This is a genomic window from Parabacteroides sp. D25, from assembly GCF_000307475.1.
Lineage (GTDB): Bacteria > Bacteroidota > Bacteroidia > Bacteroidales > Tannerellaceae > Parabacteroides > Parabacteroides distasonis.
In genome coordinates, this window is sequence record NZ_JH976507.1 from 43253 (window position 1) to 67828 (window position 24576).

The window sequence follows — 24576 nt, forward strand, 5'->3', positions numbered from 1 at the left end:
CCGGGAATGGCCGAAAGGGTCTAATGAGTATGATACTTTTTTGAAGGAATATAAATATTATAGCTAACTTTAATAGAAAGAGATATGAAGATCAAAGTTTTATTACTAGCGCTTGGATGTACTATGGGTACGTTAGGCGCTTATGCGCAGAAAGGAGTAGATAATGGTACACAGTTCGGTTCCGGTGAGGATAGCGTGCGTTGTATTACCAATATCAGCTTGTTCGTTCCTTACGCGAAAGCCGGAAACTTCAAAGACGCCTTTGATTTCTGGAAGATCGTGTACGATGAGTGTCCTGCCGCTACAAAAGATATCTATTTGTACGGTGTGAAAATTATGGGCTGGAAGATCACCCAAGAGAAAGATCCCGCTAAGAAGAAAGCTCTTATTGATGATTTGATGGGAGTTTACGACAAGCGTGTGAAATATTTTGGAAATGATCGCCGGTATGGAAAAGACTGGATCGTTGCTCGAAAAGTGCAAGATTATTTAGCGCAAACTGGCGATAATGCCGACTATAATCAGGCCTATACTTGGTTGAAGGAGATCGTTGATGAGAAAGGTGCTGATACGGAGGCTCTAGGTCTCTCCTTGTTTAGTTTCTCTTCTATGAAGAAAATGGTTAACGATCCGAATTTCAAAGAACAGTATATTCAAGATTATTTGAAGGTTTCTGGTGGCTTGGATGCTCAGTTAAAAGCTGCGCAGGCTGCAAACAATCAAAAAGAAGTGAATGCCTTGACCGCATATAAGAGTGGTGTTGATAATGCCTTTGCGAATAGTGGTGCTGCCGATTGCGAGACTTTGCAGAATTTGTATGCTGCTAAGATCGAGGAGAATAAGGACAACTTACCTTATTTGAAAGAGACTATATCCTTGTTGAGAAGAACAGGTTGCCAAGAAATCGAGGCTTACTTTTTGGCATCAGACTATGCTTATCGTCAAGAACCTAGTGCCGAGGCTGCTGTTGGGCTAGGAAAGAAAGCCGTTAAGATAAAGGATTATGATACGGCTATTAAATACTTTGATGAGGCTGCGAATTTAGAAACGGACGCGACTTCAAAAGCTGATGATTATTATATGATCGCATTGTTGCTGTTTGAGCAAAATGCTTATTCAAAGGCTAGACAATATTGCCAGAAAGCTTTGGAGGTAAATCCTAACTATGGCAATGCTTATTTATTGATCGGCAAGATGTATGCCGCTACTTCTAAATCTGTCTTCCCGAATGATGGAGTATTGGCAAGAGCTGCTTATAATGCCGCTATCGATAAATTTGAGAAAGCGAAACAGGTAGATCCGAGTGTTGCTGAAGAGGCTAATACTTTGATATCATCTTATCGTGCTCACCTTCCTTCTACGGAGGAGATCTTCATGCACCCGGATTTGGAGAAGGGCAAACCTTTCACTGTCGGTGGTTGGATCGGAGAGCGTACAACGATTCGGTAATTATGATAGGAAATCGTTTTCATTGTAAAACGGAAAATATGGGCATAACAACTACCTTCGTGGTGGTTGTTATGCTTCTTTTGTTTTCTGCCTCTTGCAGTAAGGAGCATAAGGAGGTGGTTGATGTTGAGTTTGACCCGGACAAGACTTATACGATGAAGGCTACGGATGTGTCATCCTTGATCTCCGATTCTGGTATCACGAGATATCGCTTGAAAGCGAAAGAGTGGCAGATTTATGGGAAGGCGGCGGAACCCCATTGGTATTTCCCCGAGGGGATCTACGTGGAGAAGTTCGATACCTTATTCCAGACAGAAGCGAGTATTAAGGCGGATACAGCCTATTATTATGATAAAAAAGGGCTTTGGGAGCTGATCGGTAATGTAGAGGTGGAAAGTCTGCAAGGGGAGCATTTTGAGACTTCCCAATTGTTCTGGGACCAGAAGCAAGAGAAGGTTTATTCTGATAAGTTTATGCGTATCGAGCAAGAAGATAAGATCATAACAGGCATAGGTTTTGAGTCGAACCAAGATATGACTCAGTATAAGATATTTAACTCACAAGGTATTTTCCCGGTGAGCGATGCTCCGGCCGATACGACACGGACAGCTCAGGGGGATAGTGCCCGGGTAGATGTGTCACAAATAGATTCAATAAAAAGTAATTAAGGTGGGGACGCTGACTTATATTTTAATTTCCCTCGCATTTTCCGCATTCTTTTCCGGGATGGAGATCGCTTTTATCTCCTCCAATAAGCTTCGTTTCGAGCTGGATAAGAAGGAACGTAGTCTATCCAGTAAGATACTGGGTATTTTCTATCGTAATCCAAATTTGTTTATCTCTACCATGTTGGTAGGAAATAATATTGCGTTGGTCGTTTATGGTCTTCAGATGGCAATCGTATTGGAGCCGTTTATAGCCAAGGTGGTTGCGAATGAGGCATTGATCGTTTTTATCCAATCCGTGATATCTACGATCTTGATCTTGTTTGCCGGGGAGTTTATTCCCAAGACCATATTTAAGTTGAATCCTAATTTATCACTCAATATATTTGCGATACCATTATTTATCATATATATCATCCTGTATCCGGTCTCCAAGTTCTCATCCCTGCTATCTTTTTTGATTTTGAAGTTAGGGGGCGTGAAGAACTTGAAAAGTTCACCTCAGGCATTAGGCAAGGTAGACTTGGATTATTTTATACAGCAAAGTCTGGAAGATGCTCCGCAAAATTCGGATATGGATACGGAAGTTAAGATTTTCCAAAACGCCTTAGACTTCTCGAATGTCCGTTTGAGGGATTGTATCGTGCCCCGGACGGAGATTGTAGCCTGTGATACGTCGGCTACGATAGAGGAATTGCGTTCTAAGTTTATCGAGACAGGACTTTCGAAGATATTGGTGTATAACGAGAATATTGACGATATTATCGGGTATATCCATTCTTCCGAGCTTTTCAAGAATCCGGAGGATTGGACCCAGCATATCCGTAGCGTATCGATCGTTCCGGAGACGATGGCGGCGAATAAATTGATGAAACTGCTGATGCAAGAGAAGAAGAGCTTGGCTGTTGTCGTGGATGAGTTTGGCGGTACGTCGGGTATCGTGACACTTGAGGATTTGGTGGAGGAGATTTTCGGAGAGATTGAGGACGAGCACGATATGAAGTCGCATGTGGCTAAAAAAGTATCGGACAATGAGTATTTGCTGTCGGGTAGGATGGAGATTGATACCTTGAACGAAATGTTCGGGTTGGATCTTCCGGAGTCGGATGATTATGTCACCATCGCCGGTTTTATCTTGCACTTCTATCAAAAATTCCCGAAATTGAACGAGACTGTCCAGATCGATAAATATTCGTTTAAGATAATCAAAGTAACGGCTACGAAGATCGAACTTGTACGTATGAAAGTAGGGATTTGATAAAAAAAAGGATTATATGCTGTGGAATTTCCTTTTTTTCATATCTTTGTGCCCTTAAAATGTGAAATAATAAACTTTAAAAAATAATAAAGATAAATGGCTACGCTGGAAAAAATTAGAAGCAAAGCAGGACTGCTGGTACTCGTGGTGGGTTTGGCATTGTTCGCTTTTATCATTGGAGACTTTTTAAACTCTGGTTCTACTTATTTTAGGCAATCACAGGAACGGATCGCCGAGATTGATGGAGAGGTTGTAAAAATTCAAGATTATCAAGGTCGCGTTGATGAGATGGCCGAGATGTATAAGATGCAATCTGGTTCAGCCAGCCTGCCCGAGGAATATATGACACAGATTCGCCAGTCCGTATTCGATGCGATGGTACAAGAGGTCGTGTTGGACGAGGCTACTGCTAAATTAGGTATGGGAGTAAGTCCGGAAGAATTGTTTGATATGGTTCAAGGTGAGAATATCTCTCCGTTGATCCAACAAATGCAAATGTTTACGAATCCTCAGACTGGTGCTTTTGATAAGGCCGCTTTGTTGAATTTCTTGAAACAAATCGATTCCGATAATATCGCTAGCTATCCGGCAGATCAACAGGCACAGCTGATTCAAGCTAAGAACTTCTGGTTGTTCTGGGAGAAGAACATCAAACGTCAACGTTTGGAGCAAAAATATACGACATTATTGAGTAAGGCTATTTCCGCGAATTCATTGGACGCTAAGGAAGCTTATAATGATAATGCCGAGAATTCGGATATCATTTACGCTATGCAATCATATGCTACGATTCCGGATTCAACGATTGAGGTAAGCAAGAGCGAGATCGAGAAATTGTATAACCAACGCAAGGAGCTTTATAAACAAAAAGAATCTAAGGTAATTAAATATATCGCCGTAGATATCCGTCCGAGTAAAGAGGATTATGATAAGGCACAGGCCGAGATCGAGAGCTTGAAAGAGGAGCTAGCTACGTCTGAAAGAGTGGCTGATGTAGTAAACGAGAACTCTGAGGTTCCTTATGTTGACGCTTTCTTCACGGAGAAGGCTTTGGATCCTGAGATGAAACAATTCGCTACGACTTCTGAGGTTGGCGCTGTTTATGGTCCTGTATTCGAGAATGACAAATACAGAATGTTTAAGCTAGTCGATAAGACGGTCGCTCCGGACTCAGTAAAAGTTAGCCACATCATGTTGGCCGGTAAATCTGAGGCTGAGACAACAGCTTTGGCTGATAGCTTGATGGGGGCGTTGAAAGGTGGCGCTAATTTCGCTGAATTAGCTAAGAAATACTCAGCAGACCAAGCTGCCGAGAATGGTGGTGAACTAGGTTGGTTTACAGAGGTTACCGCTTTGAGAGGTGTGAATGATGATTTTAAGAAGGCTGTCTTCTCAACTCCATTGAATGAGGTAGCGGTTGTGAAATCTTTATATGGTACTCACCTTGTAAAAGTAACAGAGAAAACAGGAAATGTTGAAAAATATAAGATCGCAGATATCGACATGACTGTATCTCCTAGCTCTAAGACCTATAGCAACATCTACAATGAGTTGAATCAGTTCGTATCTAAGAACAACTCTATGGCTAAATTGGAGGAGAATGCGAAGGAAGCCGGTTATAACTTGATTTCAGGTGCAACGGTTACTACAGATGATCAGTTGTTAGGTTCTATCAAGAATTCACGTCCGGTAATTCGTTGGGCGTTCCAGAACGATAAAGGTTCTATCTCTGAGATCTTCGAGTGTAGTGATAAATTTGTCGTGGCTGCTGTAGAAGGAAGTATTTCCGAGGGGTATCGTCCGGTTGATATGGTCGCTCCGGCTTTGAGAGCTGAATTGGCTGCCCAGAAGAAAGGCGATAAGATCGCTCAGGAATTGGCTGCTAAGAATTTAACTTCAGTTGAGGCATATGCTGAAACGATGGGTTCTTCTGTAGACTCTGTGAAGTTCGTGAACTTTGGTACTCGCCGTATCGCTGGTATCGGTATCGAACCGAACTTGAACGCTATGGTTTCTATGGCTCAAGTTGACCAAGTAAGTGCTCCGGTTAAAGGTAACAACGGTGTATATGTGTTCAAAGTATACGCAAGAAATAAAGATGGTAAGGAGTTCAACGAGGCTGAGGAAATCCGTGCGTTGGATGCTTCGAATGCGTATCGTGTAGGATTCCAAGCTATCCAATCTATGGTCAACAACGCTAAGGTGGAAGACAACCGTATCCGTTTCTATTAATAAAGAGTATTTATACTTAAGATAAAAAAGATCCCCTGTTTTGCCGTCAAAATAAATATATCTTGACGGCAAAACAGGGGATCTTTATTTTGTGGAATATTTCTCGTACTTTCGCGAATAAGAAAATATCGATAGAATGGTTGACAAAAGACAATTATTAGGGATGACCTTGGAGGAACTGAAAGGTGTAGCGTCTGAGGTGGGTCTTCCCGCATATGCGGCTAAGCAAATGGCCGATTGGATTTATAAGAAGAAAATAACCCGGATTTCGGAGATGACGAATATAGCGGTAGCCAAACGTGCTTTATTAGAGGATTCATTCGAGATCGGGGCTTATCCGCCATCTGAGTATCAAAAGTCGAAAGACGGTACGATCAAATATCTATATGCTGCCGGACCGGGGCGTTTTGTTGAGTCTGTTTATATTCCTACGGATGATCGGGCGACTCTTTGCGTCTCTTCTCAAGTCGGATGCAAAATGAATTGCTTGTTTTGTATGACGGGAAAACAAGGCTTCACGGCAAACCTGACAGCGAACCAGATATTGAACCAGATCCAGTCTTTGCCGGAAAACGATTCATTGACGAATATCGTTTTCATGGGAATGGGGGAGCCACTGGATAACGTAGACGAGCTTTTCAAGGTTTTGGAAATACTCACGGCCCCGTATGGATATGCGTGGAGCCCGAAGCGTATCACGGTTTCAACCATCGGTGTGACGAAAGGCTTGAAACGCTTTTTAGAGGAGAGCGAATGTCATCTGGCCGTAAGTCTGCACTCGCCCTATCCTATGGAACGTCTTTCCTTGATGCCGGTTGAAAAGGCATTCCCAGCGAGGGAGGTGATCGATTTAATCAAACAATATGATTTTTCGCATCAACGACGTGTCTCTTTTGAGTACATTGTTTTTAAAAATTTGAACGATAGCTTGAAACATGCCGAAGCTTTGAGTTGTTTATTAGGTGGAATACCTTGTCGGGTAAACTTGATCCGTTTTCATGCGATACCGAATGTGTCTTTAGAGACTTCCGATATCGCTAAAATGGAGGCGTTCCGGGATTTCTTAAACGCCAAAGGAGTTGTATGTACGATAAGGGCATCACGAGGGGAGGATATTTTCGCCGCTTGTGGAATGCTTTCTACCGCAAAAAATGTTACATTTGTATAATATAAAACACACGGGTATGAAAACACGTTCTTTATTCATCGGTATGTTGCTGCTTCTTGTTTTGATGGGAGCATGTAATTCGGGTTCTGTGATGACTCAAGCTACGGGCTTCGCATATGAGGTTGTCGTGGTTATGGATCAAAAGGATTGGAAAGGCCCTGCGGGAGAAGCCATAAAGTCTGAGTTGGCCTCTTCGGTGCCCGGACTGCCGCAAGCCGAGCCTTCTTTGAAGATTACCTACGTACAACCAAAGGATTTTACAGGTCTGTTACGGTATGTAAGGAATATATTAGTGGTTACGATAGATCCCACCGCTTATACGAAAGTTTCTGTAGGCTACGAGAATAATGTCTGGGCTAGAGGACAGGTGGTTGTTTCGCTGAAAGCTCCTAATACGGAGTCGATCGTCGAGTATTCAAAGACCCATGAGAAGGCGTTGGTCAACTTCTTCGTAAAGGTGGAGATGAATCGTGCGATAGAGCAATTACAAAAGGAATATAGTATGGTGGTTATGGATAACCTGAAAAGCGACCTGAACGTGATGTTAAACGCTCCGGCAAACTTCACGTACTATAAGGATACGACAGATTTCTTCTGGTCTTCCAATAACGCTAACACAGGCCGTATGGACTTAATCGTATATACTTTCCCTTATACTGATCCGAATACGTTTACGGAGGAATATCTGGTCGCTAAACGAGATTCTGTATTGAAGGCGAATCTGCCGGGTTCGTTCCCGGGTTCCTATATGCAAACAGAAACGCGTGCGGGAGTGGAGTATACGCCAATAACCTTAAATGGTAAATATTGTGGCGTGATGCGCGGTTTGTGGAGAATGCAAGGCGATATGATGGGAGGCCCGTTCGTAAGCCACACCCGCTTGGATGAAAAGAATCATCGTGTGGTTGTAGCCGAGGGATTTGTGTATGCTCCGGAGACAGACAAGCGTAATTTCATGCGTAGAATAGAAGCTGCCTTATTTACGTTACGTTTGCCGGGTGAATTTGATGAACCGGTAACTGAGACATTGGATATCCCAAAAGAGAAAAAGTAATAAACAAACAAAATATATGGAAGAACGACTGATTAAAGTGGGGATCACCCACGGAGATATAAATGGTATCGGCTATGAGGTGATATTAAAGACCTTTTCCGATACCCGCATGGCGGAGCTTTGCACGCCGATTATCTATGGCTCGTCCAAGATAGCCGCTTATCACCGGAAGGCATTGGAGCTTCCTCCTATCAATATGAATATTATTTCACATGCGGAGGATGCGGGAGTAAACCGGGTGAACATTATTAACTGCGTGGAGGACGAGACCAAGGTGGAGTTGTCGAAATCTACGCCGGTTGCCGGTGAGTCGGCTTTCAAGGCGTTGGAAGCGGCGGTTACGGATATGAAGCGGGGAGTAGTGGATGTACTGCTTACCGCCCCGATCAATAAACATAATATCCAGAACGAGGATTTTCATTTTCCCGGGCATACTGAGTATTTGGAGAAATGCTTCGGTGGCTTGGATAAAAAAGCCTTGATGATCTTGATGAAAGATGATCTTCGTGTCGCTTTGGTGACGGGGCATATTCCATTGTCGCAAGTTGCGTCTTCCCTCAACGTGGGCGATATCGTGAATAAGCTGCGTATTTTCAATCAGTCGTTAAAGCAAGACTTCGGTATTGTGAAGCCACGCATCGCGGTTCTTTCCTTAAACCCTCATGCGGGTGATGCCGGATTGCTGGGTACGGAAGAGGAGACGATTATCATACCGGCAATGCAAGAGGCGGAGAAAAAAGGCGTAATGTCATTTGGCCCTTATGCGGCTGACGGTTTCTTTGGTTCGCAGATGTATGATAAATTTGATGGTGTCTTAGCGATGTATCATGATCAAGGGCTCGCTCCTTTCAAGACGTTGGCGATGGATGACGGGGTGAACTATACGGCAGGATTGCCGATCGTACGGACTTCTCCGGCACATGGAACAGCTTATGACATAGCCGGGCAGAACGTGGCCTCAGAAGAGTCGTTCCGCCAAGCCTTATATGCGGCGTTGGATATCTTCCGGAACCGGTTACGTTATCAGGAGGCTACCGCCAACCCGTTGCGTAAGCAATATTTCGATAGGGGGGGAGATAATGAGAAATTGGATTTGACGAAAGACGACGATACGGACGGATTATAGTAGATCTTTCCTGACAAGTTTCAATAAATACATAAAATGTCATGTTAATAACGAATGGATGTTATTGACATGACATTTTTGTATGGGACGTGGGACGCTTTTTGGTTTTAAACTTTTAAGATAGGAAAAGTTTGCGTAAGTTTGCGGTTTAAAACGAAAATTACGATTATGTTTAAAGACAAAACGATAGTATATACATCCGGAACGTTTGATATGTTCCATTATAATCATCTTAGGATGATCAATTACGCCCGTAGTTTGGCGGATATATTGATCGTCGGGGTTAGTACAGATGAGTTGGTCTCTTCTTATAAAGCGAAGCCGATCATTCCGTTCCATGAACGTTTGCAGATCATCGAGGCGTTGAAGACTCCCGATATCGTTATTCCACAACATTCCTTGGATCATACGGAAATCGTGAAGAAGCTGAATATCGACGCTTTCGTGGTAGGTGATGACTGGTTCGGAAAGTACGACTATCTGAAGGATTTAGGCGTTCAGGTATTTTATTTCCCTTACGGAACGGGGGTTTCCTCCTCGAATCTGAAAAAAACGATACATGATTCTTATGAGGCGAATCTGACAACCCAACGTCAGGCGAAGCCGGAAACAGTGAAAGGATCTGCCGCTAAATAACGATCAGTTTCATGGATAAATTTATTTTAATTACCGGTGGGACAAAAGGGATAGGAAAGGCGGTAGCGTCCTGTTTAGGAAAGGCCGGATATAACCTTATACTGACTTATGCTTCCGACCAAGCGACCGCCGAGGAGGTACGTAGCGAGTTGGTGGGTCGTTTCGATATACAGGTTTCTATTCTGCGGGCCGATATCTCGGATCGGAATACGATCGGGGTTATCGATTCTTTCTTGGAGGAGAATAGGCTACGTTTGGACGGCCTTGTGTTCAATGCGGGAATGACCTGTCGGGATCCTTTTGAGGAACTTTCATTCGAGGATTGGGACCGGGTTTTCTTTGCTAATATCCATTTCCCGATCTTCCTTTTACAGAAGATTGTTGGACGGATTAATAAGGGGGGAAGTATCGTGTTTACGGGTTCCTTGATGGGAATACAGCCTCATTCGGTATCCTTGGCATATGGAGTGACGAAAAGTGCTGTTCATGCGCTGGTCAAAAACATGGTGAAGTTCTTAGTTCCCTATGAACTGCGTGTGAATGCCGTGGCTCCCGGTTTTGTCGATACGGAATGGCAGAAAACAAAGCCTGCCGAGATCCGTCGGAATATAGAGAACAAGGTCTCTTTGGGACGGTTCTGCGACCCGGATGAATTGGCGGAAGTTTATAAAATGTTGATAGAGAATAGTTATTTTAATGGCGAGGTAGTCGTTGTGGATGGCGGTTACTCGTATAAATAAGAAACAAATGAGCGAGTTGGATAAGGAATACGAAGCATCGTTAAAGTCGATAGAAACAGAAAATAAGATAGACCGAATTTTTTATCGTCCGATAGGATTTCGTATTGCTCGTATGTTGCGAGGCACGGGGATTACCCCGAATATGATTACGGTTATCTCGATCTTCGTGGGTGCGGCGGTCGGATTTATGTTTTATCACGATAATTTGACATATAATATCTGCGGTATATTATTGTTGGTATTTGCCAATATCCTCGACTGCGTGGATGGGCAGCTGGCACGTCTTACAGGAATCAAGTCCGCTATCGGGCGTATCTTGGACGGATTCGCCGGGGATATCTGGTTCGCTTCGATCTATATCGGATTCGCTCTTCGTTTGTCTCATGATTACGGTACGGATTGGTTCTTTGCCTTGGCGGTCTTATCCGGTTTGTCTCATTTAGTCCAAGCGAATATCACGGATTATTATAAGACGCTTCACCTTTATTTTATCAGTAAGGATAAAGGCTCGGAGTTTCAGTCTTTGGAGCAGGTGGAGGCGAAACATAAGGAGATGAAGTATGGCATTAACAAGTTTTTCTACTTCTTATATCGTTGGTATACGATGTTGCAAGTGAAGGCTACGCCTACCTTACAGAGTATGTTACAAAATTTGCATGCGAAGTATGGGGATAATATTCCGGAGAATATCCGTGTGGACTTTCGTAAACAGAGTCGTCATTTAATGCGTTACATAGACTTGTTGACCTTTAATGGCCGGACGATGGTTATGTTTGTGATCGTACTAACGGGACAGGTCTGGGCTTATTACCTATACGAGATCATCGTGTTGAACATCGTACTAGCGATAGTGATGAGGAAACATGAGAAGATGTGTGCCTCGTTTTTAGGATAAAGTATGAAGAAGAGTGTTGTTGACATTTACGATTTGCAAGAGATGGCCCCGTTCTTCAAGGGGCGAGTGGGGACATGGTTAGGTAAGTTGCTGATAAAGTGCTTACGTGTGGATCTGGTTAATAAGGTACATGCCCGGAATTGTCATTTACGGGGCGCTGAGTTTACTTCCGCTTTATTGCATGACCCCATTATCGATCTCAGCTATGAGGTTCATAATAAGGAGATTTTAGATCATCTGCCGGAAGGGGCTTTTGTTACCGTTTCCAACCATCCGATCGGGTCGTTGGATGGAATCATGCTGATTGATATTTTCGCTTCCCGCCGTCCGGACTTTAAGGTGATGGTGAATGGCATCTTGACCAAGATCGGGGCGATGGAGGATAATTTCATATCCGTGGTGCCCGATTCCCACAAGCGAGGGGCGAATCCGGCGAATGTCAATGGCGTTCGACTATCCCTGCAACGCTTGAAAGAAGGTCATCCGATGGGTTTCTTCCCTGCTGGAGCGATCTCATTTTATAATAAAAAAGAGAAACAGGTACGGGATTTATCGTGGGCGCATAGCGTGATCCGCTTAGTTCGTAAGGCGAAAGCACCGGTATACCCTGTTTATTTTGATTTCCAAAATACCCATTTTTTCTATTGGCTAGGGAATATCAGCTGGCAAATACGTACCTTGCGTATTCCTACAGAGGCTTTCAATAAGCGTGGAAAGAAAGCGGATGTATATATCGGTGAGCCTATCTCGCCGGAAGAGATCGCCGCCATCCCGGAAGACAAGGATCTTGCCGAGTTCTTGTATAAACGTACATATGGTGCTAAAAAATAAGAAACGACCGATAGAATCTGTTATCAATAGTGGTAGTTTGAATTAAGATTTGTAATTTTGGCAGAGTAACTGAAATAATTACAGATTTTAAAAGTGAAAGAGTGATGAAGGTTGATGTACAACAGATAAAACAGCGTTTTGGGATTATTGGTAATAACCCCGGATTAAATCGTGCGATCGATGTTGCGCTCCAGGTAGCGCCAACCGACTTATCTGTTCTTATTACAGGAGAGAGTGGTGTCGGAAAGGAGACTTTCCCTCAAATTATTCATCAGAACAGTCAGCGTAAGCATGGACAATATATAGCCGTAAACTGTGGCGCCATTCCGGAAGGGACGATAGACTCGGAGCTTTTCGGGCACGAGAAAGGTTCTTTTACCGGGGCGTTAGCCGACCGTAAAGGGTATTTCGAGGTAGCGGACGGTGGAACGATCTTCTTGGATGAGGTAGGAGAGCTGCCAACTCCTACGCAAGCACGCTTGCTTCGTGTGTTGGAGACGGGTGAGTTTATCAAGGTCGGTTCCTCCAAGGTACAGAAGACGAACGTGCGTATCGTTGCCGCTACGAACGTGAATTTAGTGCAGGCGGTTTCGGAAGGTAAATTCCGTGAGGATTTGTACTATCGTTTGAATACGGTGCCTATCCAAGTGCCTCCCTTGCGGGAGCGTCCGGAAGATATCGTCTTATTATTTCGTAAGTTCGCCAGTGATTGCGCCGAGAAATACCGGATGCCGCCGATCCGCTTGGATGATGAGGCCCGTCAATTATTGGTTTCTTACCGTTGGCCGGGTAACGTGCGTGAGTTGAAAAATATCACGGAACGTATCTCCGTAATCGAGGAGACACGGGATATAACGGCGGATGTCCTGCGCCTTTATCTGCCGAACGTGAACGTTGAGAAATATCCGGTATTGGTGAAGCAAGATCCGGATCAAAAGATATTTAACAGCGAGCGGGAGATCCTTTATCAAGTCTTGTTCGATATGAAAAAGGACGTGAACGAGCTAAAGAAATTAGTGCATGATATCATGGGAGGGAATATCCCGATGCCAACGGTGGCGGACGATACCCCTTATGCGCATCCGATCCATCCGGCGGCGGTTCATGCCATGCACCCGACGATCCAAGATGCCGAGGATGTGGAAGAGGAGACTTTATCCTTGGAAGAGGTGGAGAAGGAGATGATCCGTAAGGCTCTGGAGAAGCATAACGGGCGACGGAAGAACGCGGCGGCCGACTTGAAGATATCGGAGCGTACGTTATATCGAAAAATCAAGGAATACAATTTGGAATAAAATATGCTAAAGAAGATTGTCAACATACGTTTGTCGGCAGCCAATTGGCTTATACTCTCATTTTTGACGGTATTGGCTACGGCTTGCTCTATTTCCTATAAGTTTAATGGAGCCTCTATCGATTATACGAAGGTGAAGACCATTACGATTCGTGACTTCACGAACCAAGCTCCCTACGTGAATCCGACCCTTGCGCCGCAGTTTACGGAGGATTTGAAGGATATTTACATCCGTCAGACTCGTCTGCAACTGGTTCCGAGCAATGGCGACCTTGAGTTGGAGGGTGAGATCACTGGTTACGATTTCGCTCCAATGGCCGTGAAGGAGGATGCTATCGCCTCGCAGACGAGGTTGACGATCACGGTGCGGGTTCGTTACTCCAACCGGGTTAACCCGGATGAGGATTTCGAGCAGTCGTTCTCCGCTTACCGCGAGTTCGACAGTAACTTGATGCCGCAGCAGGTAGAGGGAACATTATGCGAGGAGATCATAGAGGAAATAGTAGACCAAATCTATAACGCTACGGTTGCCAATTGGTAGAATGAGGGCGGAGGATTTATATCGTTTGATGGAGGAGCCTTCGGAATTGACCGAGGGGACTCTTCTTGAGTTGCGACGAATCGTGGAGGATTACCCGTATTTTCAAGTGGCACGGATGTTGTATCTAAAGAATCTGGCCGTATTAAATGATATGAGTTTTACCTCGGAGCTGGAGAAGATGGCGATATTCTTGCCGGACCGGAAAATGCTGTTCCAACTGATAGAGGGAGATAAATATGGCTTGAACTCCCGTGTGGAGCATGAGCCGGATATGCGAAAAGAGGATACTTTCTCCTTGATAGACGCATTCCTCTCTAACCGTAACGAGGAACCGGAGCCTAAGAAAGAAGCCCCGTTCCTGTTCCAGCCATCGGTATCGTCAGATTATATGTTTTGGTCATTATCGAAAGAGGAAGAAGAGAAGCCATCTGGAGAGGATGCGGAGAATAGGCTTCGACATCACGACTTGATCGATTCGTTCATTAAAAATGACCAACAGCGTATGCCGGGTAGCGGGCTGGAAATCCGAGAGGAAAACAGCCGTGCGGAGACTCCAGAGTCGGTGAAAGATTTGGATGATGAGCAGTCCAAATCGCTGGAAGACTCGTGCCTTACGGAAACTTTAGCCCGGATTTATATAAAACAGAAGCGATATGATAAGGCTTTGCAAATTATTAAAAACTTAAGCTTGAAATATCCAGAAAAAAATGTTTACTTTGCAGACCAAATCAGATTTTTGGAAAAGTTGATTATTAACACTAAAAAATAAAACTAAGATGTACGTATTTATTTCTATCTTAATCCTGATTGCCTCTATACTATTAATCTTGATCGTGTTGATCCAGAACTCAAAAGGTGGAGGTTTGGCTTCAGGATTCTCTTCTTCTAACCAAATCATGGGTGTACGTAAGACCACAGACTTTTTGGAGAAAGCTACTTGGAGTTTGGCGGGTACCGTAATCGTATTGAGTATCTTGATTACCGCATTTATCCCCAGAGCGGAGCATGCCGCTCAATCTGAGATCAAGCAACAAGTAAACGACGCTATCTCTATCGATCCGAATACGATCGCTCCGGACTTTGGTACGGCTCAACAACCGGCAGTTCCGGCAGAGGAAACTCCCGCTACTACTACACCTGCGGAGGAAAGCAACAGATAAGAATCTTATTTGAAAACAATATAGAAGTCATGTCTACTAACAATGGATGTGACTTTTTTTTGTGCTACTTTAAGTGTAAGCTTCTTTAGGTCTTGATCTTTTCACCTATGTGAAAAGATCGTATCACAAGGGTGAAAAGATCGTATCACGTATATGAAAAGATCGTTTCATCTTTGTGAGACGATTATTGCGAATAGGGGCTTCTATCTCTTCATAGAAAGAAATGATCAGTTAAGTGGAATATTGTTCGTATATTTGTTACATATAATAGTAATAAGTATAAATACTCAGATATGGATATGATAAATTTTGATGGGTTGTTGATCGGTATCGTTACATTTTTGATTATCGGTCTGTTTCATCCGGTAGTCGTGAAGGCCGAGTATTATTGGGGGACGAAATGCTGGTGGATATTCCTTGTCTTAGGGATTTTAGGAGTGATAGCCTCCCTGTTTATAGACAGCGTGTTTGTGTCCGCTATTTGCGGCGTATTCGCCTTTTCATCGTTCTGGACGATCAAGGAGATTTTCGAGCAGGAGGAGCGTGTGCAGAAAGGCTGGTTCCCTCGAAATCCGAAAAGAAAATACCCTTGGGACGATAGTGAGGTGAAATGAATTCTTTTCGTATCTTTGCGCTCGTGAAAGCGATATAAAAGCAATAAAGCTATGAAGACAAAGAGAAAAAAGCAAGATCCGTTAGTCGAGTACATAAAGGCTAACCGGAAAGGCAGTCGTGAGGCCGAGTTAGAAAACCACGGCAGGCCGGTCAGTCATAACCGGATTCATGTATCGAAGAAAGTTTATAATCGTAAAAGAATGAAGGCAGATGCCCAGAGGCATCTGCCTTATTTGTTTTTAGTGGCCTAAAAGGAGACCTTAGTTCGCTGTATTGTTATTGATCGGTGTCTTTTCCTTGAACCACTCCACTAGTATCCCATTCTTGAAGCTTAGGATGTAGTAGCCTTCAGAGTAGTCGGCTATCGTCATGGTTACCGTCTTATAACTGATACTCTCTATCGGGCCGTCGGGGGTTATCCGTGCGCCAGCCGACTCAAAATCCTTTCCTAGTATCGATATAACCTTTTGCTTGGTCATCCCTAGCTCTATCTTATGCATCCGGTTGTCCATTTTATAAGGATTCATTACCGTAGCGCATCCTATCAATAAGAACATTGTCAGCAACACGTATATCCCTTTCACCATCTTCATCTCTCTTTTTGTTATTTGTTGTATTGGGGGCTAAAGTAGACATTATCCCGGATATATAGTAATACGAGGATATAAAAAAAGAGGAAAACCTTTCGATTTTCCTCTTTTCCTAGAGCGGAAGACGGGGCTCAAACCCGCGACCCTCAGCTTGGAAGGCTAATGCTCTATCAACTGAGCTACTTCCGCAATATGTATTCTTTCGGTTTTCGAAAGAATTGGTTCACATAGTGAACCGATCAATTAAGGTGGGCAGTGATGGATTCGAACCACCGAAGGCGAAAGCCAGCTGAGTTACAGTCAGCCCCATTTGGCCACTCTGGTAACTGCCCCCTTGTTCTTAATTGCAGTGCAAAGGTACGATTTATTTTGAAACCTGCAAGCGTTTAGGCAGAAAAATTTACCATTTTTATTGCGGTAACCGCTGCCTCGTCCCCTTTATTGCCATATCTACCTCCCGCACGATCCTCGGATTGCTGCATGGTGTCGGTAGTTAACAGGCCGAAAATGAAAGGGATATCGTACATTAAATTCAATTCTGTAATACCTTGAGTAACGCCGGAACAAACGTAATCAAAATGTGGCGTGTCGCCTCTTACGACGCATCCCAGAACGATCACTGCGTCTAATTCTTTAGTCTCGGCCAATCTTTTGGCTCCAAAAGTCAGTTCAAAACTTCCCGGAACTCGTTTAACTACGATGTTTTCCGGTTTCACCCCGTGCTTTTCAAGCGTGTTGCAAGCACCTTCCAATAACTTCTCGGTAATGTTCTTGTTCCATTCCGCAACTACGATGCCGATGTTCATCTCTGAAGCATCGGGTACGCTGTTGAAATCGTACTCGGATAAATTCTGATAAGCTGTAGCCATACTTGTCTCTTTAAAAGAAGAGGATGCCTTGTTTGACCGAGACATCCTCTGTTATACTATATAATATACTGTTTATTTATTTTCCTGCCGAAGCACGGGTGATATACTTATCGATATCGGATGCCTCCATGGAAGTGTAATACTTGTCCTTGATAGTCGTGTAAGCCTTTACAGCCTTGTCGTACTCTTTCAAGTTCTCGTAAGCGATACCGGCCTTCTTCAAGTAAATCGGGCTGATTACCTCATTGTCGGCCTCCTTAGCGGCTTTCTCGAAATAGCTGATGCCTTCTTTCGTATTACCCATGTTCACGTAGCAATCACCGATCAAGCCTGTAACCGCCGGAGATACCATTTGGTCCTTTCCGCTGAAAGATTTCAATAAATCGATCGCTTTCTGCGTATCGCCCATCTTGTAGTAGCAGATACCTGCGTAAGCTTTCGCCAAGTTTCCGGCGTCCGTGCTTCCATATTGGTCGATGATAGCCTCGAAACCTTCATAGTCAGCTCCATTGCCGTTTAAAGCCAAGGCGAAAGAATCTCTGGCGAAGTATTGCTCACCCTTGAACATGGCGGCGGCAGCTTTTTTCTCCTGAGGAACTAAATAACCATGCTTGATTCCCAAAACAGCTCCAACAACGAGTGCGACAGCTATTATACCGTAAATAATCTTCTTTGAATTGTTTTCAATGAATTGCTCCGATTTGGAGACAATCTCTTCTACTTCTAACTCCTTGTTGGTGTCCTTTTCTTTAGTAGCCATAATGTGTTATAGTTATTTATTAATTTTATCGCTGATTTTAAGCCATACCATACGGTTGGCGATTCAAAGCGCAAAAGTAGTTTTTTTTGCTGATATAATCTATACTTAGAAGTATATTTTTTAATTTTGTACGATTAATACGGTTTAGATGATACTAAAGAAGCTTTCTGTTCTCAATTACAAAAATATACTTCAGTCCGAGGTTATTTTCTCGCCCAAGATGAATTGCTTTTTCGGCAATAACGGGATGGGGAAGACGAATCTATTGGATGCCATTCATTATCTCTCGTTTTGCAAGAGTCATGTCAATACGCCTGATAGCCAGATAATAAACAGTGATCAAGATCTTTGCGTGGTGCAGGGTAACTATGATTATGAGGGACGTGAGGAGGAGATTTTCTGTGCCATGCGGCGTAGGCAACGCAAACAGTTCAAACGGAATAAGAAGGAGTACGACAAGCTGTCCGAGCATATCGGCCTATTACCGTTGGTCATGGTCTCTCCGGCTGATGCCGACTTGATCCGGGGGGGGAGCGATGAGCGACGCCGTTTTTTGGACTTAATCATCTCGCAGCAGGACAAGCCTTATCTGCATGCGCTTATCCAATATAATAAAGCGTTGCTCCAACGGAATACGTTGCTGAAAGATCAGAGCATGGATGCCTCTCTTTATGAGGTATTGGAGATGCAGCTGGGTATGTACGGCCAAATCGTTTACGAGAAGCGGAAAAAACTGGTGGAGGATTTTACCCCGATCTTTAATGAGTACTACCAGACGATCTGCGGCTCTGCCGAGGAGGTAGGGCTACATTATATCTCGCAATTGGAGGAAACGGAGCTTGCCGGTAAATTGGCGATGAGCCGGGAACGGGATCGTATATTGGGCTATACCTCTTCCGGTATCCATAAGGATGAGCTGGAAATGACGTTGGGCGGGTACCTGATTCGCCGGGTTGGTTCGCAAGGACAGAATAAGACGTATCTGATCGCCTTGAAACTCGCTCAGTTCGCTTTCCTAAATAAACGGGGACGGACTACACCTATCTTGCTGTTGGATGATATTTTCGATAAGCTGGACGCTAGCCGTGTGGAGCAGATCATCAAACTGGTCAGCGAGAATGGCTTCGGGCAGATTTTTATTACGGATACGAACCGGAAGTATCTGGATGAGATCTTATTGGCTATGAATCATGACTATGCCCTCTTCCGTGTGGAACGTGGCGAGGTACAACCTATGGAGGAATAAGGATGCAGAGAAGAAATACACAGACATTGGGTGAGGTGCTTCGTGACTTTTTCGAGGATAATACCGAGTTGTACGAGAAAATGATGGAGATCCGGGTCCAACGTGCGTGGGGAGAAGTTTTAGGGCCTACGATCATGCAGTACACACGTAATATATATGTACGTGATAAGGTGCTTCATGTCTCATTGACTTCCTCCGTACTTCGTAGCGAGTTGACGCTTTGCCGGGAACGGTTGGTGAAAAGCTTGAATGATTACGCGGGTGCCTCGGTCATTACCAATATCGTTTTTCATTGAGTGTGGCTTTACCATTCGCAATATTACTTACTGGGTCAAGTAACATATACTGCCCAGCCCCAGTAAGTATATATTCTGCGGAGAGATCAATAGATGGTGTCTTCTGTTATTACGTAATCCATTTTCTTGTCGAGTGGCTCTACCGGGACTTGCGGTATCATCTGGAACCCGAAGCATATGCCAACCTTGGGAGCGTTGAGCGTGGAAAGAAGGCGGTCGTAGAATCCCCTTCCTCGTCCCATGCGGTTCTTGTCTTTATCAAAGGCGACTCCGGGCACGATAATCAAGTCGATCTCATTCTTTGGAACTTCTATGCCGTCCACCTTAGGCTCTAATATCCCGAAAGGTCCGGGTTTTAAGGATTCCGGTCCTTCGTAAAGAAGCAATCTCAAATCATCACCAACGATCAAGGGCAACAGAAGCTTTTTCTTTTGGTACCATTTCTCGATAAAGCCGGCGGTCTGCACTTCTCCCGCTATAGCGTGATAAAGGGCGATACAAGAAGCCGCTTGGAACAGTTCCGTCTGTTCCAAGCGGTCCATGATCTTATCCGATAGCTCGCACAAGGTAATCCTCGAATATTCTTTCTTTCGAGAGGCCATATCTTTTCGTAGGGCCTGCTTGGCTGTGTAAGTCTCCATTCGCTGATTGTTTTAATAGTTCCGCGTTCGGCACAGATTTTCCCTCTTGCAAGATCTTGATCGCGCGTAATAAGGTAACGTCATCTTTTAGGAAAATGGGGTAGAAGCCCGCCTCGTCGAAGAAATTCCTTACGATATACGCTTGCAATTGGTTCTCGATTAACTTGCCGGATATATTAATTAATGTAGGACGTCTCTTGATGCCCTTGGTAGCGGCGAAGTTCACGAAGTCGGAAAGGAGCGGTTGTTGCTGCAAGTAATTATATAATTCCTCCCAAGTCTTGAATGAGCCTAGTTTCTCCCGATGGCGGTCTGAGTACTCGAGCGCATACAGGTAAAGCACGCCGCTATTTACCACATTTGAGTAGTAAGAGGTAACGCCACTCGTATCACGAGGGATAAAGATATCTGGCATGATACCGCCCCCGCCGTATACGGTACGTCCGCCTACGGTCTGGTATTTTAAGGAATCATCCATCTTGATGCTATCGGCCGAGTCAAACTCGCCGTGCATATATCGGTTATAGATATCTTGGTCGTAAGCGTCCGTATTACCCATCTCATATTTCTTCTGGATGCAGCGACCGGACGGCGTGTAATAACGGGCGATGGTCAATCGCATCTCTGAACCGTCGCTCAATGACATTTGAGTTTGTACCAGACCTTTGCCATACGTTCTTCGTCCGATAATCGTACCACGGTCGTTATCTTGGATCGCTCCGGAGAATATCTCACTGGCGGAAGCCGAGATCTCATCGGTCAATACTACGATCGGGGCGTCTTTACAAGTTCCGGTTCCGTTCGCGTATACGTCGGAACGGGGGAACGACTTACCTTCCGTGTAGACGATCAAGCGTCCTTCCGGCATAAACTCGTTAATCATATTGATAGCGGCATCCATATATCCGCCGGTATTACCCCGTAAGTCGATCACGAAAGAGGTACAGCCCGCTTGTTTTAACTTGGCGATCGCCGTGATGAACTCATTATAAGTATTCCGGGCAAATTTGCTAACCTTGATGTAACCTATACCTTTAGCCGCCTCATAAGAAACATCGACCGAATTAACTGGGACATCTCCACGGGTTACGTCAAAATAGAGCAACTCAGGAGAATTCCCTCGCTGTACGCCTAGTTTCACCGTACTGTTCTTTGCGCCCCGAAGTGTCTTCATGATCTCTCCTTGGTTCTTTTTCTTTCCGGAAAAAATAGAATCATTGATCGAGATGATCCGGTCGAAGGGCAGTAAACCTGCTTTCTCTGCGGGACCGCCGCTAATTACGCTAATCACTAGGATCGTATCGGTTTGCATATTAAATGATACGCCAATACCACTGAAAGAACCTTCCAGCTCCTCATTCACCACGGAAGCGTCTTCCGCGGGGATATATACGGAGTGAGGGTCTAATTCACTGAATATTTTCGGGATCGTACTCTCTACCAACTTAGACATGCTAACCGTGTCAACATATTGCTCGTCGATAATGTCCAAGATGGCATTTATCTTGTTGCCGCTGGAGTAGGACCGTTTTTTTCCTTGACTGATAGATAAATAATGGTTCCCAATAAAGATACCTAAAGCGATACTAGCTGCGATGATAACCGGGAGCCATACGGTCAGTCTTTTGTTTTTATCCATAAAAACGTTTTATTTATTCGTTCAAATCTATATAATCTACTATGATACCGGCACGCTTCAATAATTCGCAGCCGTCCGCTATTCGATAATTCTCGGAATAGACCACTCGCTTGATCCCGGATTGTATGATTAATTTCGCGCATTCAATGCAAGGGGAGGAGGTAACATAAATGGTCGCTCCTTTACTGCTGTTCGATGAGGCTGCCACTTTTGTGATGGCGTTAGCCTCCGCATGTAGAACATAAGGCTTGGTGACATTATTCTCGTCTTCGCAAACATTTTCAAAACCGGCGGGTGTTCCATTGTATCCGTCGGATATGATCATTTTATCTTTTACTAATAATGCGCCCACTTGGCGTCGTTTACAGTACGAATTCTCGGCCCAGATAGCGGCCATTCGCAGGTAACGTTTATCTAATTCGTGCTGTTTTTCTGTTTTCTCGCACATTTGTTTACTCTTTTGTCTTTTAATCCAGACACAAAGGTAGTGATTATTTAGATTTACCGGGCTTATCGCCCGGTAAATTATTACTTCTTAATACCATTACGGATTAATAAGGCGTCTATCGTAGGCTCTTGTCCACGGAAACGCTTGTATAACACGGCAGGATCTTCTGTTCCACCTTTGGATAAGATATTGTCACGGAAAGATTTCGCGACCTCCTTGTTGAAGATTCCTTTCGATTTGAAAACGGAGAAAGCGTCGGCGTCTAATACCTCGGCCCATTTATATCCGTAATAGCCAGCCGCGTATCCTCCGGAGAAGATATGTCCGAAGCTTGTGCCCATCAAGGCTTCCGGTACTTCCGGCATGATTACGGTCGGAGCCCAAGCTTTTTTCTCGAATGCCGCTACGTCACCGTCGAAAGGTTGCTCCAACGTATGCCATGCCATATCCAGCAAGCCAAAGCTTAATTGGCGGCAGCAAAGGTAGCCAGCGTTGAAGTTTGAGGCGTTTACCAAGCTTTGTATCATCTCTTGCGGGATTTTCTCTCCGGTCTGGTAATGAACGGCGATCTGATCTAAGAACTCTTTTTCAGTCAACCAGTTCTCCATGATCTGGGAAGGTAATTCTACGAAATCACGATAAACGCTGGTTCCCGAAAGGCTGGAATATGTTCCTTGCGCTAGCATGCCGTGCAAGGAGTGCCCGAACTCATGCAAGAGTGTGTTCACCTCGTCGAAACTTAACAAAGAGGGCTTCGTGTCTGTCGGACGGGTAAAGTTCATCACGATAACGATCTGAGGACGGCTATCTTTTCCGTCTTTATCTTTGTATTGAGCCTTGATATTGTTCATCCAAGCGCCGGATTGTTTTCCGTCACGAGGGAAGAAGTCCGTATAAAGGATAGCAAGGAACTTACCATCGGCATCGTATACCTCGTAAGCGTCTACTTCCGGATGATAAACCGGGATTTTCTTGTTTTCCTTAAAGGTGATACCGTAGAGCTGGGTAGCTAATCCGAATACGCCTTTCTTTACGTTGCTTAACTCGAAATAAGGGCGAGTCATCTCGTCGTTTACCTTGAAGCGGATATCCCGTAACTTCTCGGAATAATAACTCCAGTCCCAAGGCATAACGGTGATATTCTCTTTCTCTGTACCTAACGCAAATCCTTCTACCGCATTGTATTCGTTGATCGCTATCGGTTTATAAGCTTCGAGTAACTGATTCAATAATTTGTATACGTTCGCTGAGTTTTTAGCCATTGTGTGTTCCAGCGCATATTCGGCGTAATTCTTGAATCCCATCAACTGGGCGATCTCTAGGCGGATATTAACGATCTTTTTGATAATGTCCTTATTGTCGAACTCATCCCCTTTATTTCCTACGCTCATGTATTCACGATACATTTTTTCTCGCAAATCACGCTTGTCGGAATAACGCATAAATGGAATGTAACTCGGAGCCGAGAGATTGAATAACCATCCATTTTTATCTTTACTTTTGGCTAACATGGCCGCTGCGTCACGAGCACTTTCGGGTAAGCCGGATAGTTCGTTCTCGTCCGTTATTAGTAATTCGAACCGGTTTTTATCTTTCAAGGCGTTTTGATCGAACTGCAAGGTTAACATGCTTAGGTCCATACTTAGCTTGCGGTATTTTTCCTTGTCATCTTTATTTAACGTAGCCCCATTCGCTTTAAACGACTCGTAAAGGTCTTCCAGCAATTTAGCATCCTCGGTAGAAAGGTTCAATTGTTCTTTTTTATCATAGATTGATTTGACCCGAGCAAGTAGCTTCTCATTTAAGAAGATGTTATTGGATGTCTGGGATAACTTCGGGGAGACACGTTGCGAGATTTCCATCATTTCGTCGTTAGCCTCTGCCCCTAATACATTAAAAAAAACAGAAGAGACTGTTTCTAATAATTTGCCGCTACGTTCCAGAGCTACTACCGTATTCTCGAAAGTAGCCGGTTGCGGGTTATTGGCGATCTCTTGCACCTCTTTTTCCATTTGCTTGATTCCTTCGTCGAAAGCGGGCTCATAATGCTCGATCTTGATCTTATCGAAAGGAGGGGTCTCGAACGGTGTTTTAAACTTCCCGAAGAAAGGGTTATTTGCTGCGTGTGTCATTTGAATTGCGCTTAATAAAATTACTACATTATATAATAACTTCCTCATATTAAAAATTGTTTGAAAATTTCCGCAAAGGTAGGCATTTTAATCACAGGAACATTATAGGCATCTGTTTTTATATTCAGATTGATTTAAAATGAAAAATAGAATATTTCCTATGACTAAACCGAGGCTTGTTTTCGGGGGGCTGTACCTTGATTTTGAGCTTTGATGAATATGATAATAGGATTGATTTAACAAAAATTTATATGTTTGAAAACACTCCTTTAGAGCACCTTTCTTTTTAAA

The 24576-nt window shown here is 44.0% G+C and carries 26 protein-coding genes and 2 tRNA genes; 19 read left to right on the top strand and 9 right to left on the bottom strand.

The window, feature by feature from the left end; translation table 11 throughout:
• Window positions 1-84: 84 nt before the first annotated feature.
• The 17 genes from HMPREF0999_RS17760 (at window position 85) to HMPREF0999_RS17840 (ending at window position 15915) form a co-directional block, all read left to right on the top strand.
• Entirely contained in the window at window positions 85-1449 is a 1365-nt protein-coding gene (locus tag HMPREF0999_RS17760) for a tetratricopeptide repeat protein (RefSeq protein WP_009276540.1), read from the top strand.
• Window positions 1450-1451: 2 nt separating this feature from the next.
• Complete coding sequence (lptC, locus tag HMPREF0999_RS17765; protein ID WP_008774124.1) at window positions 1452-2117, top strand: LPS export ABC transporter periplasmic protein LptC; 666 nt, start codon at window positions 1452-1454, stop codon at window positions 2115-2117.
• 1 nt (window position 2118) lies between these two features.
• A complete protein-coding gene (locus tag HMPREF0999_RS17770; protein WP_005865821.1) occupies window positions 2119-3372 on the top strand; it encodes a hemolysin family protein in 1254 nt (417 codons plus the stop codon).
• Between the two features lie 96 nt (window positions 3373-3468).
• Window positions 3469-5604: a SurA N-terminal domain-containing protein gene (locus tag HMPREF0999_RS17775; RefSeq protein WP_005861564.1), complete on the top strand. Its 2136-nt coding sequence runs from the start codon at window positions 3469-3471 to the stop codon at window positions 5602-5604.
• 136 nt (window positions 5605-5740) lie between these two features.
• Window positions 5741-6772: a 23S rRNA (adenine(2503)-C(2))-methyltransferase RlmN gene (gene rlmN / locus HMPREF0999_RS17780; RefSeq protein WP_005861566.1), complete on the top strand. Its 1032-nt coding sequence runs from the start codon at window positions 5741-5743 to the stop codon at window positions 6770-6772.
• 16 nt (window positions 6773-6788) lie between these two features.
• Complete coding sequence (locus HMPREF0999_RS17785) at window positions 6789-7826, top strand: DUF4837 family protein (protein ID WP_005861568.1); 1038 nt, start codon at window positions 6789-6791, stop codon at window positions 7824-7826.
• Window positions 7827-7842: 16 nt separating this feature from the next.
• On the top strand, window positions 7843-8952 hold the full coding sequence (gene pdxA, locus HMPREF0999_RS17790; RefSeq protein WP_005861570.1) for a 4-hydroxythreonine-4-phosphate dehydrogenase PdxA: 1110 nt from the start codon (window positions 7843-7845) through the stop codon (window positions 8950-8952).
• 168 nt (window positions 8953-9120) lie between these two features.
• On the top strand, window positions 9121-9588 hold the full coding sequence (locus HMPREF0999_RS17795) for an adenylyltransferase/cytidyltransferase family protein (RefSeq protein ID WP_005861572.1): 468 nt from the start codon (window positions 9121-9123) through the stop codon (window positions 9586-9588).
• Between the two features lie 11 nt (window positions 9589-9599).
• Window positions 9600-10328 carry an SDR family NAD(P)-dependent oxidoreductase gene (locus HMPREF0999_RS17800; protein ID WP_005861574.1) on the top strand — a complete coding sequence of 243 codons (729 nt, stop codon included), beginning with the start codon at window positions 9600-9602 and terminating at the stop codon, window positions 10326-10328.
• 7 nt (window positions 10329-10335) lie between these two features.
• On the top strand, window positions 10336-11223 hold the full coding sequence (locus tag HMPREF0999_RS17805) for a CDP-alcohol phosphatidyltransferase family protein (protein WP_005861576.1): 888 nt from the start codon (window positions 10336-10338) through the stop codon (window positions 11221-11223).
• Window positions 11224-11226: 3 nt separating this feature from the next.
• The gene (locus HMPREF0999_RS17810; RefSeq protein WP_005861578.1) at window positions 11227-12054 is read left to right on the top strand and encodes a lysophospholipid acyltransferase family protein; all 828 of its coding nucleotides are present in this window, start codon (window positions 11227-11229) and stop codon (window positions 12052-12054) included.
• Window positions 12055-12158: 104 nt separating this feature from the next.
• Window positions 12159-13349: a sigma-54 interaction domain-containing protein gene (locus HMPREF0999_RS17815; protein WP_005865833.1), complete on the top strand. Its 1191-nt coding sequence runs from the start codon at window positions 12159-12161 to the stop codon at window positions 13347-13349.
• Between the two features lie 3 nt (window positions 13350-13352).
• Entirely contained in the window at window positions 13353-13889 is a 537-nt protein-coding gene (locus tag HMPREF0999_RS17820; protein ID WP_005861582.1) for an LptE family protein, read from the top strand.
• 1 nt (window position 13890) lies between these two features.
• Complete coding sequence (locus HMPREF0999_RS17825) at window positions 13891-14658, top strand: hypothetical protein (protein WP_008774118.1); 768 nt, start codon at window positions 13891-13893, stop codon at window positions 14656-14658.
• 7 nt (window positions 14659-14665) lie between these two features.
• Window positions 14666-15049: a preprotein translocase subunit SecG gene (secG, locus tag HMPREF0999_RS17830; protein WP_005861586.1), complete on the top strand. Its 384-nt coding sequence runs from the start codon at window positions 14666-14668 to the stop codon at window positions 15047-15049.
• A gap of 293 nt (window positions 15050-15342) precedes the next feature.
• Window positions 15343-15663 carry a DUF4491 family protein gene (locus tag HMPREF0999_RS17835; RefSeq protein ID WP_008774116.1) on the top strand — a complete coding sequence of 107 codons (321 nt, stop codon included), beginning with the start codon at window positions 15343-15345 and terminating at the stop codon, window positions 15661-15663.
• 51 nt (window positions 15664-15714) lie between these two features.
• Window positions 15715-15915 carry a hypothetical protein gene (locus HMPREF0999_RS17840; protein WP_005861590.1) on the top strand — a complete coding sequence of 67 codons (201 nt, stop codon included), beginning with the start codon at window positions 15715-15717 and terminating at the stop codon, window positions 15913-15915.
• 9 nt (window positions 15916-15924) lie between these two features.
• On the opposite strand, the gene HMPREF0999_RS17845 is transcribed toward HMPREF0999_RS17840, so the two are convergent.
• From HMPREF0999_RS17845 to HMPREF0999_RS17865, 5 genes are all read right to left on the bottom strand, one after another.
• The gene (locus HMPREF0999_RS17845; RefSeq protein ID WP_005861592.1) at window positions 15925-16257 is read right to left on the bottom strand and encodes a hypothetical protein; all 333 of its coding nucleotides are present in this window, start codon (window positions 16255-16257) and stop codon (window positions 15925-15927) included.
• A 113-nt stretch (window positions 16258-16370) separates the two neighbouring features.
• Window positions 16371-16443, bottom strand: a tRNA-Gly gene (locus HMPREF0999_RS17850).
• A 60-nt stretch (window positions 16444-16503) separates the two neighbouring features.
• Window positions 16504-16586, bottom strand: a tRNA-Tyr gene (locus HMPREF0999_RS17855).
• 54 nt (window positions 16587-16640) lie between these two features.
• A complete protein-coding gene (gene ribH, locus HMPREF0999_RS17860; protein ID WP_008774114.1) occupies window positions 16641-17123 on the bottom strand; it encodes a 6,7-dimethyl-8-ribityllumazine synthase in 483 nt (160 codons plus the stop codon).
• A 76-nt stretch (window positions 17124-17199) separates the two neighbouring features.
• Complete coding sequence (locus HMPREF0999_RS17865; RefSeq protein ID WP_009276541.1) at window positions 17200-17883, bottom strand: tetratricopeptide repeat protein; 684 nt, start codon at window positions 17881-17883, stop codon at window positions 17200-17202.
• A 148-nt stretch (window positions 17884-18031) separates the two neighbouring features.
• Here HMPREF0999_RS17865 and recF point away from each other — a divergent pair, with 148 nt between their 5' ends.
• Window positions 18032-19129: a DNA replication/repair protein RecF gene (recF, locus tag HMPREF0999_RS17870; protein ID WP_009276542.1), complete on the top strand. Its 1098-nt coding sequence runs from the start codon at window positions 18032-18034 to the stop codon at window positions 19127-19129.
• A gap of 2 nt (window positions 19130-19131) precedes the next feature.
• Window positions 19132-19425: a DUF721 domain-containing protein gene (locus HMPREF0999_RS17875; RefSeq protein WP_005865842.1), complete on the top strand. Its 294-nt coding sequence runs from the start codon at window positions 19132-19134 to the stop codon at window positions 19423-19425.
• An 86-nt stretch (window positions 19426-19511) separates the two neighbouring features.
• On the opposite strand, the gene HMPREF0999_RS17880 is transcribed toward HMPREF0999_RS17875, so the two are convergent.
• The 4 genes from HMPREF0999_RS17880 to HMPREF0999_RS17895 all read right to left on the bottom strand — a co-directional run bounded on the left by HMPREF0999_RS17880 (window position 19512) and on the right by HMPREF0999_RS17895 (window position 24333).
• Entirely contained in the window at window positions 19512-20027 is a 516-nt protein-coding gene (locus HMPREF0999_RS17880) for a 5-formyltetrahydrofolate cyclo-ligase (protein ID WP_009276543.1), read from the bottom strand.
• Window positions 19972-21705, bottom strand: coding sequence for a S41 family peptidase (locus HMPREF0999_RS17885; protein ID WP_005865846.1), 1734 nt, complete (start codon window positions 21703-21705; stop codon window positions 19972-19974). Before HMPREF0999_RS17885 ends, HMPREF0999_RS17880 begins: the two co-directional genes overlap by 56 nt.
• Before the next feature lie 13 nt (window positions 21706-21718).
• The gene (locus HMPREF0999_RS17890) at window positions 21719-22153 is read right to left on the bottom strand and encodes a deoxycytidylate deaminase (protein ID WP_008778036.1); all 435 of its coding nucleotides are present in this window, start codon (window positions 22151-22153) and stop codon (window positions 21719-21721) included.
• An 80-nt stretch (window positions 22154-22233) separates the two neighbouring features.
• Window positions 22234-24333: a M3 family metallopeptidase gene (locus HMPREF0999_RS17895; RefSeq protein ID WP_008780785.1), complete on the bottom strand. Its 2100-nt coding sequence runs from the start codon at window positions 24331-24333 to the stop codon at window positions 22234-22236.
• Window positions 24334-24576 lie beyond the last annotated feature (243 nt).